Below are 17171 nucleotides of genomic sequence, written 5' to 3' on the forward strand. Positions count from 1 at the left end.
GTGCCGGAGCGGCGCCCGCGTCGCCCGCGTCGCCGCGCTCCGCACGTCCGGGGTCCTCGTCCCCCCGCTCCGCCGGGTCGCCGTCGCCGGGCCCCGCCGCGCCCGCCGGTCCGTCCCGCTCCTCGGCGATGACCCCCCACGCCGTGTCGAACCAGTCGTCCACCGTCCCCGTGCCGGGCGGGGAGCCGGGCATGTCGGGGGCGGTGTCCCGGGGCCCCTGGTAGACGGACTGCCACCACGCGTCCTCGGCACCGTCCCGGGGCGTCGTGCCCTGGCTGCTCATCGTCGCTCCCCTCCACCGGTCCTCGGACCGTCCCGGCGCGGGGCCGTGCCGCCGCCGGGAGCTCTCGACCGGTCGCCGGACTGCGGCGGCCCGCCGGTCATTGTCGCCGAGCCGGACCGCCCGCGCGGGGCGATGTACCGGATTGGGCGGCCGTGAGTCCGGCTGCCGCCACTGGCACCGATCGCACGTGATCGAACATGATGGGCACCGGACGCCCCGGCCGCACGGCCGGAACCGTCCCGGCACCACGCACGGTCTTCGGCACGCGGGTGCCGGGGACCGCGATTCAAGGGGGTCGAGTGCTCGGCTTCGTCGGACTGGACGACCGTGAGGAGAGCGCCTACCGCGCACTGGTCGGTGTCGGCGCGGCAGCCGCGCCGGAGCTGGCCAGACGCCTGGGCGCAGCCGAGGACGAGATAGCCGTGGCGCTGCGCAGACTGGAGCGGCGCGGTCTGGCGGCGCCGTCGCCCGGGCGGCCGGAGCGGTACGTGGCGGCCCCGCCGGCGGTGGCCCTGGGCGCCCTGCTCTCGCAGCGCCGGCACGAGCTGGACCAGGTGGAGCTGGCGGTCTCGGCGCTCGCCCGGGAGTACCGGGTGGGCGCGGCGGACATGGCGGCGCACGACCTGATGGAGGTCGTGACGGGCCGGGAGGGGGTGCGGCACCGCTTCGAGCAGCTGCAGCTCGGGGCCCGCGAGGAGGTGCTGGCCATGGTGACGGCGAGGCCGATGGCGGTCACCGGCCGGGAGAACACCGCCGAGGAGCGCGCGGTCGAGCGGGGCGTGTCGTACCGGGTCGTCGTGGAGCGCGGCATGCTGGACCGCCCCGGGGGCCTGCTGGAGCTGTCGGCGGCCCTGGGCCGCGACGAGCAGGTCCGGCTGGTCGACTCGGTCCCCTCGAAGCTGGTGGTGGCGGACCGCTCGGTGGCGCTGGTCCCGCTGACCGGCGGTTCGGCGTCGGCGGTGCCGTCCGCGCTGGTGGTGCACGCGAGCGGCCTCCTGGAGGCCCTGGTGGGGCTCTTCGAGTCGGTGTGGGAGCAGGCGAGGCCGGTGCGGCTGGAGGGCGGCACGGCCGAGGTGTCCGACCCGGAGGGGCCGGACGACACCGACCTGCGGATCCTGTCGCTGCTGCTGGCCGGCCTGACCGACAGCAGTGTGGCCAAGCAGCTGGACCTGGGGCTGCGCACGGTGCAGCGTCGGGTGAAGCGGCTGATGGACCTGGCCGCCGTCTCGACCAGGATGCAGCTGGGGTGGCACGCCTACGAGCGGGGATGGGTCCATCGGCAGCAGCCCGCGCAGTCGGACGAGGCGCTGCGGGGCCCGGAGGTGGGGGTGCGGGATCCGTCTCACACCCGACCCCTCACCCGTTCGGCTGATTAATATGTGCGCATGACCGTCTCCGTCCCCGTGCCCCGCCCGGCGCGGTCGGCCCCCCGGCCGACCCGGCCGGTGCGGACCCCGTGGACGGCGACGGCGTCGGGGACGGTGCGGGCCCTGCGCGCCCTGCTCCTGGCCGTGCTGGTCGTCCTGGCCGCGCCCGCGGTCTCCTCGTACGCGGCGGCCTCCCCCGTCGGCCTGCCCCCGGCGGTGGCCGCGCACCACGGCAGCGCCCCGCACCCCGCCGCCGTCCCGCAGCACGGCCCCGCTGCCGCGCACACCGGACCGGCCGCCCGCCAGGGGCCGACGGCGACGCACGCCCCCGCGGGGCCGCACCAGGACGGCCCCGCCCTGTGCCCCGTGTACGGGAGCGGAGGCGTCCCCGGCAGCGGCTGCTCCAGCCACCAGCACTGCCTGCAGGACGCGGTCCTGCCCGGCGGTCCGCCGCCGTGCCCGGCGGCGCCGGTCCTCGCGAGGCCGCTCGCGCCGCCTGCGGCGCCGGCCTCGGAGCGGCGCGGGCCGCTTCCCGGCAGCGACCGGGCCCCCGACCTCCATCTGCTCCAGGTCCAGCGGAACTGAGCGGAACCCTCCCGGCCGCGCGCCCTGCCGCGTCCGGGCCGGTGCGGCGTCCCCACGGGACGCCGGGCCACCTGTCGACACCCCTCCGTGCACACAGAGAAGGACACATCCATGGGTTCCGCTTCCAAGCAGGCCGCGGCCGCGCGCAGAGCGCGCATCGAGCAGCTGCGGCAGGAGGAGAAGCGCCGCGAGCGCCGCAACAAGGTGATCGCCTTCACGGCGGCCGGCGTGGTGCTGGCGGGCATGGTGGGCGGCGGCATCTGGATCGTCACCGACGCCAACAGCAAGGACGACGCCAAGAAGGCGCAGGCCGCCGCCTCGGCCTCCGCCCAGGCCGCGGCCAGGCAGGCGGCCGCGAAGACGGACATCCCCGGCGTGCGGACCTGGAAGAACCTCACCTTCAACCACGTCACCAAGAAGGTGGCCTACCCCATGACGCCGCCGGTCGGCGGCGACCACAACCCGCAGTGGCTGGACTGCGAGGGCAAGGTCTACGACAAGCCGGTGCCGAACGAGAACGCGGTGCACTCCCTGGAGCACGGCGCCGTCTGGGTCACCTACAACGGCAAGGCCACGCCGGCCGACATCAAGACCCTGTCCTCCAAGGTCTCCACCACGCCGTACTCCTTCATGAGCCCGTACCCCGACGAGAAGGGCACCGTCACGCTCTCCGCCTGGGGCACCCAGCTGACCGTGGACAGCGCCAAGGACCCGCGGGTGAACCAGTTCTTCCTCAAGTACGTCCAGGGACCGCAGACCCGTGAGCCCGGCGCGTCCTGCAGCGACGTCGGGGTCATGCCGTGACCGGGGCGGAGGAGGACGGCCTGATGGGCGGTGGCACGGTGGACGGCGGGGACACGGCGGCAGCCGGGCGACCCCGGCGGGGCATGTGGTGGCCCGCGGTGGTGGCGGGGTTCGCGGCGCTGTGCGTGGGCGCGCTGGCCCTGGTGGTCGGCACGTCCGGCGGGTCCCCCGCCTCGGCGGGGAGCCGGGCCGCGGCCGCGGTCCCGGCGGACGGCTCCCCCGACGCCGGCTTCGCCCGGGACATGTCGGTCCACCACCAGCAGGCGGTGAACATGTCGTTCATCGTCCGGGACCGCACCAAGGACCCCGAGGTGCGGCTGCTGGCCTTCGACATCATCAACACCCAGGCCAACCAGCGCGGCATGATGACCGGCTGGCTCGACCAGTGGGGCCTGTCGCAGACCTCCGCGGCGAAGCCGATGGCGTGGATGCACATGGGCCACGACTACCAGGCCCACGACGGCTCGCTGATGCCCGGGATGGCGACCAACGCCGACCTGGACCGGCTGCGCAAGGCGGACGGCAAGGCCGCCGAGGTGCTGTTCCTGCAGCTGATGATCGAGCACCACAGGGGCGGCGTCGACATGGCCCGCGGCTACCTCGGGATGAGCGGCAACCCGGTGGAGAAGCGGCTGGCCGAGACGATGGTGGCCGGGCAGACCTCCGAGATCAAGCTGATGACGGACATGCTCGCCGCACGCGGGGCGAAGCCGCTGGGCTGACGCGCCCGGCGGGCCCGCCCGGGGGGCGGGGGCACGGCGGTCCGCAGGACCGTCCGCCCCCGCCCCCCGGCGCGTCGCGGAGGGGGCGGCCGCACGACGGGCACGGGTGCCGCCCCGGGGGCCGGCGGCGAAGGGGTCGGCCGTGCGCAGGCCGGCGGCGGACGGGTCGGCCGTGCGCAGGTCGGCGGCGGTACGCTGTGCGCCATGCCGCAGCCCGAGGAGCAGCACCAGGACCGCCCCGCGCCCTCCGGCCCCGACACCGGCAGCGGCCCCGGCCCCGGTCCCGGCAGCGGGGCGGACACGGACTCCGAGGCCGCGGTGGCGGCACGGCAGGCGCGGCGGCTGACCGACGTGGTCACCCGGCTGCGCCGGGCGCTGCGCAGCAGCATCCGCACCGACTACCCGTGGGAGTCGCTGCCGATGGCCCAGGTGGAACTGCTGCAGACGCTGGCCGCGGCACCGCTGCGGGTGGGCGAGCTCGCCGCGCGGCAGCGGCTGGCGCCGAACACGGTGAGCGGCCTGGTCGGCAGGCTGCTGGAGGCCGGGTTCGTCGACCGGCAGCCCGACCCCGGCGACCGCCGTACCGCGCGGATCGCCCTGACCGAGGCCGGCCACCGGCAGCTCGCGGACTGGCAGCGCGCCCACGAGCGGCGGATGGCCGCCGCGCTGGCGTCGCTCTCCCCCGCCGACCGCGGCCTGGTGATGCAGGCGCTGCCGGGCCTGGAGCACCTCGCCGACGCGCTGGGCGACCCGGTCGAGGAGCCGGCCGGGCGCCGGTCGGCCGCCGGCGCCTGACCGGCGGACCGGCGGACCGGCTGACCGGCTGACCGCCCCGGGAGGTACCGGACAGCACCAGGGCCGGCCGAGGGCGCCGTACGGGTGGCAACGGGTCGTCCCTGACCGGTCCCGCGGGCCGCAGTCCCGCACGAACCCACGGACCCACGGGCTCACGCGAGCGGCTCTCGCACGCCGGCCGCCGGGACCGTGCCGGTGCGGTGCGGTGCGGTTCGGTGCAGGGCGGGCCCGGACCGGAACCCGTCAGTCCGCCGCCGAGGCCGCCCTCCAGAGGTGGTGGACGGCGTAGGAGCGCCAGGGCGTCCATGCCTCCGCCGCTCGCACCGCCGAGGCGGGGTCGCCCGGGAGGCCGAGGCGGAGCAGGCCGTGCCGCACGCCCGCGTCGCCCGGGAGCAGCACGTCGGGATCGGCGAAGGCCCGCATGCGGATGTACCCGGCCGTCCAGGGGCCGATGCCGGGCAGGTCGAGGAGGGCGCGGGCGGCCTCCTCCCGCTCGACCCCGGCGTCGACCCGGACCCGGCCGTCGGCCAGGGCGGCGGCCAGGCCCAGGAGGGCGCGGCGGCGGGCCGCGGGCATGGCGAGGTCCTCGGGTGCGGCGCCGGCCAGCGTCTCCGCCGCGGGGAAGAGGACGGACAGTCCCCCGCTGGGGGCGGGCAGCGGCTTGCCGTACCGGGCCGCGAGCCGCCCGGCGAGGGTGCGGGCGGCGGCCACCGACACCTGCTGGCCCAGGACCGCCCGCACCGCGAGCTCGTGCGGGTCGACGTGGCCGGGCGAGCGCAGTCCGGGGCGGCCGCGCACGAGGGGGCCGAGGACCGGGTCGGCGCCGAGCTGCCCGTCGACGGCCTCCGGGTCGGCGTCGAGGTCGAAGAGGGCGCGCAGCCGCTGGACGGCCGTGGTGAGGTCGCGCAGGTCGGAGAGGTGGAGGCGGCAGTCCAGCCAGCCGCGCCCCGCGGGCGCGCCGCGCGCGGGGCCGTCGACCTCGGCGACGGCGTGGCCGTGCGGCAGGGCGAGGGTCCGGCGGTAGGTGCGGGTGCCGCGGGCGGCACCGGGGACGACCTCCTCCACCCCGGGCACGGCGCGGACCGCCAGGAAGTCCAAGAGGTGCCCGGCGTCGAGGGCGCCCCGGTGGGCGAGGCGCAGGGCGATGCCGCCGCCCTCGGCGGCGCGGGCGCGGCGGGCGGGGCTGACCTCGGCGCGGAGCGCGGTGGGGTTGCGGTCGTGGACGGCCCGGACGGTGTCGTTGAACTGCCGGACGCTGGAGAAGCCGGCGGCGAAGGCGACGTCGGTCACCGGCAGGTCCGTGGTCTGCAGCAGGATGCGGGCGGTGTGGGCACGCTGGGCGCGGGCCAGCGCGACGGGGCCCGCGCCGAGTTCGGCGGTGAGCTGGCGGCCGAGCTGGCGGGTGCTGTAGCCGAGGCGGGCGGCGAGGCCGGTGACGCCCTCGCGGTCCACCACGCCGTCGCGGATGAGCCGCATGGCCCGGCCGACGAGGTCGGCGCGGGTGTTCCAGTCCGGGGAGCCCGGCACCGCGTCGGGGCGGCAGCGGCGGCAGGCGCGGTAGCCGGCGGCCTGGGCGGCCGCGGCTGAGGGGTAGAAGCGGACGTTGGCGCGCTTGGGCGTCACAGCCGGGCAACTGGGCCGGCAGTAGATGCGGGTGGTGGAGACGGCGGTGAAGAACACGCCGTCGAAGCGGCCGTCGCGGCTGCTCAGGGCCCGGTATCGGGCGTCGTCGTCCTCGGTCACGCTCCCAGTGTGCGCCGTCGCCCGGGGCGCGACCGGCGGGAATCGGACACGGACGCGGACGCGGGCAGGAGAAGGACGGGGCCGGGGCCGGGGACCGCTGCACCGGGGCCGGGGCCGGGGACCGCTGCACCGAAGCCGGGGCCGGGGACCGCTGCACCGGGGCCGGGGCCGGGGCCGGGGACCGCTGCACCGAAGCCGGGGCCGTGGCGCGGACCCCGGGGGCGGTGCCGTGCGCGGCCACAGTCCGCCGCCGCCACGCCCCTCCCGCCGGGTGCAGCCGGAGGCAAGGGGGCGGGGCGGCGGCGGACGGGGCCGCGCGACGCGCCGCTCCGCGACGGGCGTCAGCCGAAGCGGACGTCCACGCTGGTGAAGCCCAGCGACTTCAGCAGGCCCTGCAGCATGGACCGGGTGTTCTGCTCGGCGCGCGCGTCGAGGTCGCTCTGCCGGGCGGCGTCCTGGATCTTCCTGGCGGCCAGGACGTTCAGCTCGTGCTCGTTGCCCGGGTTGTCGCCGAAGAAGTCGCCGAACCGGTCGAACAGCCCGCGCTCCTTGGTGAAGACGTACGACCGCTTGGGGTCGAGCGCCGCCTGGTCGAGCTGGGCGTGGGGCAGCCGGAGGACCGCGCTGCGGCGGTCGGACGAGACGGTGACGCCGTCCTTCCCGACCCGGCCCAGGTCCACGTACGCGCCGACGCTGCCGGCGCCCACGTAGAGGGTGCGGCTGCCGCGGATCGCGCTGGGCAGGAACTTGGCGTCCTTCTCCAGGTCGACGATCACCTGGTAGTTGCCGGTCGCGGCCTGGTAGCGGCTCATGTCCTGGATGGACTTGAGCACCGCCGGGCCGCTGCGGTCCTTGGTCTCGGTGCCGAAGAGGTCGGGCAGGCCGGGCAGCCAGTCGAGCTTGAAGGCGGCCAGGAAGAGCGCCGCGATGACCGCCAGGGTGACCGGCAGGCCGACGTACCAGGGCACCCGCCGCCGCTCGCGGCGGTAGCCGCCGCCGGGGCCGTCCGGCGCCGTGCGGCCGCCGCGGTCGTGCTCCTCGACCGCGGTGCGGCTCGGCTCGTCGTCCATCCGGCCGCCACTCCTCTTCGCTTCGTGTGCCTCTCCGTGGGGCGGCATGTCGAAGACACCTCCCGTCGCCCGCACCGGGGGGCCCTTCCCCCCGTGCGCTTATGCCCCGTCCTGCGCCGGTGCATGGCGGGGCCGCGGGATCGTGACGGTCCCGGTACGGCGCCGCGGCGGGCGTGGGCGCTGCGGACGGCCGGTCCGCCCTGCGCCCTCGCCTGCCGCGCCGCACCCTACCGGCAGGGTCCGACAGTGCTGACGGCCCGTCCGCATCCCGGCGGCCCGCCCCCGGCGGGGGCGCGACGCGGAGCGACGCGAGGGGGACGCGAGGGGGACGCGAGGGGGACGCGCACCGCCTTCTCCCTGACGGGACGGTGAACTGAAACAGAATCAGCTTCACGCGAACGGCGGCACCACGGGGTGTGAGGATCCGGCCGTACGGGCAGATCGGAGGTACCGCACCGTCCGACGACCGGAGGTCCCCGCCATGGTCGGCGTCGTCATCCTGGGCATCGTCATCGTGGCCCTGGGCATCGCAAGCGTGTTCCTCACGCTCTGGAACGAGGGCGAGAAGCTGCCCGGCCGCCTGCGCCGCCGCCCGCCGCGGGCAGGGTAGGCCCTGCCCGCGCCGGGCTCCCCGACGAGGCCGTGCGGTTCCCCCGGGTCCGGCCCGGGGGAACCGCACGGCCCGTCCGCGGCCGCGGCGGGCGGCGTCCCGTCAGCGGCGGCGCGTCACCCCGGCGTCGCGCACCGACTTCTGGACGATCTTCCACTGGCGGCGGCGCTCGGCGGCGAGGCGCGCATCGCCGCGCGCCTCGATCCAGGCGTTCTCCCGCTGGAGCTTGCGGTAGCTCTCCCAGCGCCGCACCGGCAGGGTGCCCTCCTCCAGGGCCGCCGCGACCGCACAGCCGGGCTCGGTGCGGTGGGCGCAGTCGTCGAAGCGGCACTGCGCCGCCAGCTCCTCGACGTCGGAGAACGCGTGGCCGAGGCCCTCGGCGCCCCCGAGGAGGCCGACGCCGCGCAGACCCGGCGTGTCGATCAGGACGCCGCCGCCCGGCAGCGGCAGCAGCTCGCGGGTGGTCGTGGTGTGCCGGCCCTTGCCGTCGCTGTCGCGGACGTGCCGGACGGCCATCACCTCGGCCCCGGCGAGCGCGTTGGCAAGGGTGGACTTCCCGGCGCCCGACTGGCCGACGAGCGCGGTCGTGCCGTCCAGGCAGGCCGCGAGCACGTCCATGCCCTCCCCCGTCGCGGCCGAGACGGCCAGGACGGTCGCGCCCGGCGCCACCGCCTCGACGTCGTCGCGGATGTGTCCGGCGTCGGCGGCCACATCGGCCTTGGTGAGCACCACCAGGGGCTGGGCGCCGCTCTCCCAGGCGAGGGCGAGGAAGCGCTCGACGCGGCCGAGGTCGGGCTCGGCGGCGAGGGAGACGGCGATCAGCACGGTGTCCACGTTGGCGGCGAGGACCTGCCCCTCGGAGCGGCGGGAGGCGCTGCTGCGGACGACGGCGGTGCTGCGGGGCAGCAGCGCCCGGACGGCCGGGAGCGGGACCGCCTCCGGGTCCACGGCGGCCCAGTCGCCGGTGCAGGGGCACCGGACGGGGTCCGGGTGGCCGACCGGCCCGGTGTCGGCGCGCAGGGTGCGCAGGCCGGGGAGCGGGGAGGCGGCGCCGGAGGGGCCGCCGCCGTCCGGGTGGGGTCCGGCGGTGCCCGCACCGGAGGGACGGGCGGGATCGGCGACGACCACGTCGCAGCGGCCCCGGTCGACCCGGGTGATGCGGCCGGGGACGAGGCCGGCGGCGCGGTGGGGGGCGAAGAGCTCGTCGAGCCCGGGGGTCCAGCCGTAGGCGGCCAGGGGGTCCGGCCCGGGGGCCGGGGTCGCGGGGACTGGCGGGACGGCCGGCCGCGCGGGGGTGTGCGGTGCGGAGGTCTGCTGTGTGCGGGTCGCGTCGGACAACGCAGGAAGCCCTTCGGGGAGAACGGTTCCCGGCCGGGCGCGGTACGGCGGTCCGTACGGTCAGGCGGCGGCCGGAAGGAGGCGGGAACGGGGGCTGCCGGGGGCAGCCGTGACGGCGGTGACGGCCATCGGGCCCACCTCCTCTCCTCGTCTCCGGCCCCTGGACGGGGCGCGCGTGCACAGCGGTCCGCGCGGCCGGAGCGGACCGGCGGCGCGACGGCACGAGTCTAGGGGCGCCCGGGTCCGGTCCGCACCCGGTTTTCCGGCCGCCCGGCACGGCACCGGTCGAGCGGGACGGCAGGCCCCGTCCGGCCCGAGGCGGCCCGAGGCGGCCCGAACCGGCCCGCGCCGGCCCGCGGCCGCGCGCTGCGGCGCCCGCTCAGCCGCGCGGGGTGCGGTGGACCGGGGGGCGGCCAGGCGGGGGGTCGCTGTCCGGGGGCGGGGGGGCGGAGCGGCGGCGGGTGCCGCGGCCGCCGAGGCGGCCGCGCACGTCGCCCGGGGGCAGCAGGTCGGCCCAGCGCTCCGGGTACTCGGACGGCGCGTGGCCGCCCGGGTCGTCGTCGGGTCCGCCGTCGTCCGACCCGTCCCAGTCCTCCCCGTCCCAGTCCTCCCCGTCCCGGTCCGGGCCGTCCCAGCCCTCCCCGTCCCGGCCCTGTCCGCCGCCGCCCGGGGGGCCGTACGGGCGGCCGCCCGCCGCACCGCCGGACCGGGGCCCGGGGGACGTGGGCGGGCGCTGGGCGGGGGTGCGCCCGGTGGCGGCCCGGTCGGCGGCCCGGTCGGCGGCCGCACGTTCGGACTCGGCCCGGGCGGCGTCGTGGCGCGCCGTGGCGGCGCGGGCCTCCGCGGTCTGCGGGCTGGGCCAGCGGCGGTCGACGGCGGTGTTCATCGCCGCGCCGATCAGCACGGCCAGCGCGACCACGAAGATCCACAGCAGGACCGCGACGGGGGCGGCCAGCGACCCGTAGACGGTGGGTCCCTCGACCGAGCTGACCAGGTAGACCCGGAGGACCACGCTGCAGACCACGAGGACGACCAGGGCGACCAGGGCGCCGGGGATGTCCTCGCGCCACGGCGTCCGGACGGGGACGGAGACATGGTAGAGGGTGGTGAGGGAGACGATCAGCAGCAGGATCGCGACCGGCCAGTACAGCGCGGTGACCAGCCCGGCGACGCCGGGCAGGGCCGCGACCACCATGCCGGGGCCGGCCACCAGCAGCGGCAGCACCAGGGAGCCGATGACGAGCGCGGCGAGGTAGAGGCCGAGGGAGAGCGCGCGGGTGGCGACGATGCCGCGCTTGCCGTCCAGGCCGTACATCACGGTGATGGTGTCGATGAAGATGTACAGCGCGCGGGAGCCCGACCACAGGGAGAGCAGGAAGCCGATCGAGATCAGGTCCGGGCGGCCGCCGTCGAAGACGCTCTTCAGCAGCGGCCGGACGATCTGGTCGACGGACTCGCCGGACAGCACGGTGCCCGAGGCGTCGATGATGTCCTGCTGCAGGTTGTCGATGGTGCCGGCGCCCACGATGTCGTCGAGGTAGCCGAGGGTGCCCGCCAGGCACAGGAGCAGCGGCGGGATGGAGAGCAGCGTGAAGAAGGCGGCCTCCGCGGCGAGGCCGGTGACCCGGTACTCGACGCAGGTGCTGGTGGTCTCCTTCACCAGCGCCCAGGCCGTGGCCCGCCACGAGCCGCCCACGGGACGCCGCGCCGCGCGCCGGGTGCCCTTCGCCCGGTGCCTGGGGGTCTTCCGCGGGGTTTCGCCTGCTGGTTGCACGTCACCACCGTATCCGGCGGCGGGCCGCACCCTCATGTCCCGGCCGGGCGGCCGCGACGGGTGCCACCTCCCCCGTCTCACCTGGTGAGGACTTTCTGTCCACATCGCGGACTGGGATGGACCGCCGGGAGATCCTCGTGGGAATCTCTTGCCATGTCCGGTGCCGGAGCAACCCTGGTCGGTCGACTCCACGTCGACCTGCTTCGCGTGTCCAGCGCCATCTGTCCGGTGACCTGACCCCCTGCCGCCCCTCGATCCGGCGCCACTCCCCGCCCGTTCCCGCCGACGCGGACGCGCGGGCGCCCCCGGCCAGGTCACTGCCTCCCGTCCTCGCACATCAGCAGGTCAACGCAGTGCTGCGCCCGGAAGCCGCCCGTGTGCCGACGCACGCCACCCCCTGCCGAAGGACGCACCCCATGGCCAGCACCCCCGCCCCCGACCGGTCGGCGCCCGAGCCGGACGCCGCCCCCGCGCGCCGTCCCGCCGCCCGTAAGGCGACCCGCCACCGCGGCGAGGGGCAGTGGGCGATGGGGCACTTCACGCCGCTCAACGCCAACGAGCAGTCCAAGAAGGACGACGACGGTCTCAACGTGCGGACACGCATTGAGACGGTCTACGCCCACCGCGGCTTCGACTCCATCGACCCGGCCGACCTGCGCGGGCGGATGCGCTGGTGGGGCCTGTACACCCAGCGGCGGCCCGGGATCGACGGCGGGAAGACCGCGATCCTGGAGCCGGAGGAGCTGGACGACGAGTACTTCATGATGCGGGTGCGCATCGACGGCGGCCGGCTCACCACCGAGCAGCTGCGCACCGTCGGCGAGGTCTCGCAGGCCTACGCCCGCGGCACCGCCGACATCACCGACCGGCAGAACATCCAGCTGCACTGGGTCCGGATCGAGGACGTCCCGGCGATCTGGGAGCGGCTGGAGGCGGTGGGCCTGTCCACCACCGAGGCCTGCGGCGACGTGCCGCGCGTCGTCATCGGCTCGCCGGTCGCCGGCGTGGCCGCGGACGAGATCATCGACGGCACCCCCGCGATCGAGGAGATCCACCGCCGCTACATCGGCAGCAGGGAGTTCTCCAACCTCCCCCGCAAGTTCAAGAGCGCGGTCTCCGGCTCGCCGCTGCTGGACGTCGTCCACGAGATCAACGACGTGGCCTTCGTCGGCGTCGTCCACCCCGAGCACGGCCCCGGCTTCGACCTGTGGGTCGGCGGCGGCCTCTCCACCAACCCGAAATTCGGCGTGCGGCTCGGCGCCTGGGTTCCGCTGGACGAGGTCCCGGACGTCTGGGCGGGCGTCATCTCGGTCTTCCGCGACTACGGCTACCGGCGGCTGCGCAACCGGGCCCGGCTGAAGTTCCTCGTCGCCGACTGGGGTGCCGAAAGGTTCCGCCAGGTCCTGGAGGACGAGTACCTGAAGCGCCCCCTGCTCGACGGCCCCGCCCCCGAGCAGCCCCCGGGGCGGTGGCGCGACCACGTCGGCGTCCACCGGCAGCGCGACGGCCGCTTCTACGTCGGCTTCGCCCCCCGCGTCGGCCGCGTGGACGGCGCCCTGCTCACCAAGGTCGCCGACCTCGCCGAGGCGCACGGCTCCGGCCGGCTGCGGACCACCGTCGAGCAGAAGATGCTGGTCCTGGACGTCCCCGAGGACCAGGTGGACGCGCTGGTCACCGGCCTGGAGGCCCTGGGCCTGCGGGTCACGCCGTCCCCGTTCCGGCGCGGCACCATGGCCTGCACCGGCATCGAGTTCTGCAAGCTCGCCATCGTCGAGACCAAGGAGCGCGGCCGCTCCCTGATCGACGAGCTGGAGCGGCGGCTGCCGGACTTCGACGAGCCGCTGAGCATCAACGTCAACGGCTGCCCCAACGCCTGCGCCCGGATCCAGACCGCCGACATCGGCCTCAAGGGCCAGCTGGTCACCGACGCCGACGGCAACCAGGTGGAGGGCTTCCAGGTGCACCTGGGCGGCGCCCTCGGCCTGGACCCGTCCTTCGGCCGCAAGGTCCGCGGCCTCAAGGTCACCTCGGCCGAGCTGCCGGACTACGTCGAGCGCGTGCTGCGCCGCTTCCGGGAGGAGCGGACCGCGGGCGAGCGGTTCGCCCAGTGGGCGGCGCGGGCCTCCGAGGAGGCGCTGTCGTGAGCGAGCGCGCCGCCCCCTTCCACTGCCCGTACTGCGGCGACGAGGACCTGCGCCCGTCGGAGGCCGGCGGGCACGGCGCCTGGGAGTGCGCCGCCTGCGCCCGCGCCTTCCGGCTGCAGTTCCTGGGCCTGGTGGCGCGGTCCGACCGCACCGCGACGGGCCCCGGCACGGCCGGCCCGGACACGACCGAACCCGGGAGGAGCACGGCATGAGCAACACCGGAACCGGAACCGGCACCGGCACCGGCCGCCGCAGCGCCGAGGAGCTGGAGGCGCTGGCCCTGCGGGCCGGCCGCGACCTGGAGGAGGCCTCCCCGCAGGAGGTGCTGCGCTGGGCCGCCGGCACCTTCGGCCGGCGGCTGTGCGTCACCTCCTCCATGGAGGACGCGGTCGTCGCGCACCTGGCGTCCACGGCCCTGCCGGGCATCGACGTGGTCTTCCTGGACACCGGCTACCACTTCCCCGAGACCATCGGCACCCGGGACGCGGTGGCGGCGGTGATGCCGGTCAACGTGGTCACGCTGACCCCCCGGCGGACCGTGGCCGAGCAGGACGCCGAGCACGGCCCGCGGCTGCACGACCGCGACCCCGACCTGTGCTGCGCGCTGCGCAAGGTCGAACCGCTGGAGCGCGGCCTCGCCGCGTACGACGCGTGGGCGACCGGGCTGCGCCGCGACGAGTCCCCCACCCGGGCGGGCACCCCGGTCGTGGGCTGGGACCCGAAGCGGCGCAAGGTCAAGGTCGCCCCGATCGCCCGCTGGACCCAGGACGACGTGGACGCCTACGTCGCCGAGCACGGCGTGCTGCTGAACCCGCTGCTGTGGGACGGCTACTCCTCCGTCGGCTGCGCCCCCTGCACACGCCGGACCGCCGACGGCGAGGACGCCCGCGCCGGCCGCTGGGCGGGCACCGGCAAGACCGAGTGCGGCCTGCACACCTGACCCTCCTCCCTGCACCCCCCTGCACCACGGACCTGGAGCGGACCACGTGACCACCACAGCCGACGGGACGGCAGCCCCGCAGCACACCGCGGCCGCCGCGCAGCAGCGCGGCGCCACGGTGTGGCTGACCGGGCTGCCCAGCGCGGGCAAGACCACCATCGCGTACGCGCTGGCCGAGCGGCTGCGCGCCGAGGGCCGCCGCGTGGAGGTGCTGGACGGCGACGAGATCCGCACCTTCCTCTCCGCCGGCCTCGGCTTCTCCCGCGAGGACCGGCATACCAACGTCACCCGGATCGGCTTCGTCGCCGAGCTGCTCGCCTCGCACGGGGTGACGGTGCTGGTCCCGGTGATCGCCCCGTACGCGGCCTCGCGGGCGGCGGTGCGCGAGCGCCACGAGGAGGCCGGGACGGAGTTCGTCGAGGTGCACGTGGCGACGCCGGTCGAGGTCTGCTCGGTCCGCGACGTCAAGGGCCTGTACGCGAGGCAGGCCGCCGGGGAGCTCTCCGGCCTCACCGGCGTGGACGACCCGTACGAGGCGCCCGAGGCGCCCGACCTGCGGCTGGAGACGCACCACCGGTCGGTGGCCGAGTCGGCCGCCGACCTGCACGCCCTGCTGACGACGAGGGGACTGGCATGACGACGGCGACACACCCGCGGCACACCCGAGGCACCCGCGCCCCTCACGCGCTCTCCCACCTGGACGCCCTGGAGGCGGAGTCGGTCCACGTCTTCCGGGAGGTGGCGGGCGAGTTCGAGCGCCCGGTGCTGCTCTTCTCCGGCGGCAAGGACTCCATCCTGATGCTGCACCTGGCGCTGAAGGCGTTCGCGCCCGCACCGGTGCCCTTCGGGCTGCTGCACGTGGACACCGGGCACAACTTCCCCGAGGTGCTGGAGTACCGCGACCGGGTGGCCGCCGAGCACTCCCTGCGGCTGCACGTGGCCTCCGTGCAGGAGTACATCGACTCCGGGCGGCTGCGGGAGCGCCCCGACGGCACCCGCAACCCGCTGCAGACCGTGCCGCTGACCGAGGCGATCCAGCGGGAGCGGTTCGACGCGGTCTTCGGCGGCGGCCGCCGCGACGAGGAGAAGGCCCGCGCCAAGGAGCGGGTGTTCTCCCTCCGCGACGAGTTCTCCCAGTGGGACCCGCGCCGCCAGCGCCCCGAGCTGTGGGAGCTGTACAACGGCCGGCACGCCCCCGGCGAGCACGTCCGGGTCTTCCCGCTCTCCAACTGGACCGAGCTGGACGTGTGGCAGTACATCGAGCGGGAGCGCATCGCGCTGCCGGAGATCTACTTCGCCCACGAGCGCGAGGTGTTCCGGCGGAACGGCATGTGGCTGACCGCGGGCGGGTGGGGCGGCCCCCGGGAGGACGAGCCCGTGGAGCGGCGCCTGGTGCGCTACCGCACCGTCGGCGACATGTCCTGCACCGGCGCCGTCGACTCCGACGCCGTCACGGTCGCGGACGTCATCACCGAGATCGCCGCCTCCCGCCTCACGGAGCGGGGCGCGACGCGCGCCGACGACAGGCTCTCCGAGGCCGCCATGGAGGACCGCAAGCGCGAGGGGTACTTCTAGACATGCCGACCGACCTGCACAGCGACAGCCCCGCGGGGAAGAGCCCCGCGCCCGCCGGGAACCCCTTCGGGGAGGCCGCGGCCACCGCGCTGCTGCGCTTCGCCACCGCCGGAAGCGTGGACGACGGCAAGTCCACCCTCGTCGGACGGCTGCTGCACGACTCCAAGTCGGTGCTGGCCGACCAGCTGGAGGCCGTCGAGCACGCCTCCCGCCGCCGCGGCCAGGACGCCCCGGACCTCGCGCTGCTCACCGACGGCCTGCGCGCCGAGCGGGAGCAGGGCATCACCATCGACGTGGCCTACCGGTACTTCGCCACCCCCCGGCGCCGGTTCATCCTCGCCGACACCCCCGGCCACGTGCAGTACACCCGCAACATGGTCACCGGCGCCTCGACCGCCGAACTCGCCGTGGTGCTCGTCGACGCCCGCAACGGCGTCGTCGAGCAGACCCGCCGGCACGCGGCCGTCGCCGCGCTGCTGCGGGTGCCGCACGTGGTGCTCGCGGTCAACAAGATGGACCTGGTGGAGTACGCGGAGCCCGTCTTCGCCGCCATCGCCGGGGAGTTCACCGCGTACGCGGCCTCCCTCGGCGTGCCCGAGGTCACCGCGATCCCGATCTCGGCGCTGGCCGGCGACAACGTGGTGGAGCCCTCCGCCCGCATGGACTGGTACGGCGGCCCGACCCTGCTGGAGCACCTGGAGACGGTGCCGGTCGGCACCGACCCCGCGGCGGAGCCGGTCCGGTTCCCCGTGCAGTACGTGATCCGCCCGCAGTCGGAGGAGCACCGGGACTACCGCGGCTACGCCGGGCGGCTCGCCTCCGGGGTGCTGCGCACCGGCGACCCGGTCACCGTGCTGCCGTCCGGGATCACCACCACCGTCGCCGGCATCGACGCCCTCGGGGAGGAGACCGACGTCGCCTGGGCGCCGCAGTCCGTCACCGTGCGGCTCACCGACGACGTCGACGTCTCCCGCGGCGACCTGATCGCCGCCGGAGCCGTGCCGGAGCCGGTCAGGGACGTCGAGGCGACCGTCTGCCACCTGCACGAGCGTCCGCTGCGGGTCGGCGACCGGGTCCTGCTCAAGCACACCACGCGCACCGTGCGGGCGCTGGTCAAGGACATCCCGTACCGCGTCGACATCGACGGCCTGGAGCGGCGCTCCGCCGCGGAGGGCCTGTCGGTCAACGACATCGGCACGGTGGTGCTGCGCACCGCCGAGCCGCTGGCGCTGGACGCGTACGCGGACAACCGTCACACCGGGTCGTTCCTGCTGATCGACCCGGCCGACGGCACCACCCTCACCGCCGGGATGGCGGGCGGGGCGTTCGGGTCCGCCCTGCGCGACGCGCAGGACGGCGACGAGGGGGAGGACTGGGTCTGATGTCCGGCGAGGCGTTCTCCGGCATGGACAAGGAAGGCG

Annotated in this window: 17 protein-coding genes; 13 read left to right on the forward strand and 4 right to left on the reverse strand. The window is 76.2% G+C overall.

Going from position 1 to position 17171, the window contains the following annotated elements:
- Nucleotides 1-582: 582 nt before the first annotated feature.
- The 5 genes from LO771_RS03550 (at nucleotide 583) to LO771_RS03570 (ending at nucleotide 4556) form a co-directional block, all read left to right on the forward strand.
- Nucleotides 583-1659, forward strand: a complete 1077-nt coding sequence (locus LO771_RS03550; RefSeq protein ID WP_230648100.1) for a helix-turn-helix domain-containing protein — start codon at nucleotides 583-585, stop codon at nucleotides 1657-1659.
- Between the two features lie 9 nt (nucleotides 1660-1668).
- Nucleotides 1669-2235: a hypothetical protein gene (locus LO771_RS03555; protein ID WP_230648101.1), complete on the forward strand. Its 567-nt coding sequence runs from the start codon at nucleotides 1669-1671 to the stop codon at nucleotides 2233-2235.
- 111 nt (nucleotides 2236-2346) lie between these two features.
- Nucleotides 2347-3039, forward strand: coding sequence for a DUF3105 domain-containing protein (locus LO771_RS03560; RefSeq protein ID WP_230648102.1), 693 nt, complete (start codon nucleotides 2347-2349; stop codon nucleotides 3037-3039).
- 23 nt (nucleotides 3040-3062) lie between these two features.
- Nucleotides 3063-3761 (forward strand): DUF305 domain-containing protein, encoded by a 699-nt coding sequence (locus LO771_RS03565; RefSeq protein ID WP_374228054.1) that lies wholly within the window; start codon nucleotides 3063-3065, stop codon nucleotides 3759-3761.
- Nucleotides 3762-3965: 204 nt separating this feature from the next.
- Nucleotides 3966-4556: a MarR family winged helix-turn-helix transcriptional regulator gene (locus tag LO771_RS03570; RefSeq protein WP_230648103.1), complete on the forward strand. Its 591-nt coding sequence runs from the start codon at nucleotides 3966-3968 to the stop codon at nucleotides 4554-4556.
- Nucleotides 4557-4799: 243 nt separating this feature from the next.
- Here the strand turns inward: LO771_RS03570 and LO771_RS03575 are convergent, their stop codons facing one another.
- Together LO771_RS03575 and LO771_RS03580 are read right to left on the reverse strand one after the other, a co-directional pair.
- Complete coding sequence (locus LO771_RS03575; RefSeq protein ID WP_230648104.1) at nucleotides 4800-6299, reverse strand: AlkA N-terminal domain-containing protein; 1500 nt, start codon at nucleotides 6297-6299, stop codon at nucleotides 4800-4802.
- A gap of 341 nt (nucleotides 6300-6640) precedes the next feature.
- On the reverse strand, nucleotides 6641-7369 hold the full coding sequence (locus tag LO771_RS03580; protein ID WP_230648105.1) for a DUF4230 domain-containing protein: 729 nt from the start codon (nucleotides 7367-7369) through the stop codon (nucleotides 6641-6643).
- Nucleotides 7370-7850: 481 nt separating this feature from the next.
- Here LO771_RS03580 and LO771_RS30545 point away from each other — a divergent pair, with 481 nt between their 5' ends.
- On the forward strand, nucleotides 7851-7979 hold the full coding sequence (locus LO771_RS30545; protein ID WP_255743719.1) for a hypothetical protein: 129 nt from the start codon (nucleotides 7851-7853) through the stop codon (nucleotides 7977-7979).
- 102 nt (nucleotides 7980-8081) lie between these two features.
- On the opposite strand, the gene rsgA is transcribed toward LO771_RS30545, so the two are convergent.
- Both rsgA and LO771_RS03590 read right to left on the reverse strand, forming a co-directional pair.
- Nucleotides 8082-9215, reverse strand: a complete 1134-nt coding sequence (gene rsgA / locus LO771_RS03585; protein ID WP_230648334.1) for a ribosome small subunit-dependent GTPase A — start codon at nucleotides 9213-9215, stop codon at nucleotides 8082-8084.
- A 481-nt stretch (nucleotides 9216-9696) separates the two neighbouring features.
- Nucleotides 9697-11091 carry a YihY/virulence factor BrkB family protein gene (locus tag LO771_RS03590; RefSeq protein WP_230648106.1) on the reverse strand — a complete coding sequence of 465 codons (1395 nt, stop codon included), beginning with the start codon at nucleotides 11089-11091 and terminating at the stop codon, nucleotides 9697-9699.
- 153 nt (nucleotides 11092-11244) lie between these two features.
- Here LO771_RS03590 and LO771_RS31585 point away from each other — a divergent pair, with 153 nt between their 5' ends.
- The 7 genes from LO771_RS31585 to LO771_RS03620 all read left to right on the forward strand — a co-directional run bounded on the left by LO771_RS31585 (nucleotide 11245) and on the right by LO771_RS03620 (nucleotide 17132).
- Nucleotides 11245-11328, forward strand: a complete 84-nt coding sequence (locus LO771_RS31585; RefSeq protein WP_374228068.1) for a putative leader peptide — start codon at nucleotides 11245-11247, stop codon at nucleotides 11326-11328.
- Between the two features lie 179 nt (nucleotides 11329-11507).
- Nucleotides 11508-13235, forward strand: a complete 1728-nt coding sequence (locus LO771_RS03595) for a nitrite/sulfite reductase (protein WP_230648107.1) — start codon at nucleotides 11508-11510, stop codon at nucleotides 13233-13235.
- Nucleotides 13232-13447 (forward strand): hypothetical protein, encoded by a 216-nt coding sequence (locus LO771_RS03600; protein WP_230648108.1) that lies wholly within the window; start codon nucleotides 13232-13234, stop codon nucleotides 13445-13447. The genes LO771_RS03595 and LO771_RS03600 overlap by 4 nt, the downstream gene beginning before the upstream one ends.
- A complete protein-coding gene (locus LO771_RS03605) occupies nucleotides 13444-14175 on the forward strand; it encodes a phosphoadenylyl-sulfate reductase (protein WP_230648109.1) in 732 nt (243 codons plus the stop codon). Before LO771_RS03600 ends, LO771_RS03605 begins: the two co-directional genes overlap by 4 nt.
- A gap of 46 nt (nucleotides 14176-14221) precedes the next feature.
- Complete coding sequence (cysC, locus tag LO771_RS03610) at nucleotides 14222-14812, forward strand: adenylyl-sulfate kinase (protein ID WP_308188822.1); 591 nt, start codon at nucleotides 14222-14224, stop codon at nucleotides 14810-14812.
- Nucleotides 14809-15750: a sulfate adenylyltransferase subunit CysD gene (gene cysD / locus LO771_RS03615; RefSeq protein WP_230648110.1), complete on the forward strand. Its 942-nt coding sequence runs from the start codon at nucleotides 14809-14811 to the stop codon at nucleotides 15748-15750. The genes cysC and cysD overlap by 4 nt, the downstream gene beginning before the upstream one ends.
- Nucleotides 15751-15752: 2 nt before the next feature.
- Complete coding sequence (locus LO771_RS03620) at nucleotides 15753-17132, forward strand: sulfate adenylyltransferase subunit 1 (RefSeq protein ID WP_230648111.1); 1380 nt, start codon at nucleotides 15753-15755, stop codon at nucleotides 17130-17132.
- Nucleotides 17133-17171 lie beyond the last annotated feature (39 nt).

The sequence above is a fragment of the Streptacidiphilus sp. ASG 303 genome (genome assembly GCF_020991365.1).
GTDB lineage: Bacteria > Actinomycetota > Actinomycetes > Streptomycetales > Streptomycetaceae > Peterkaempfera.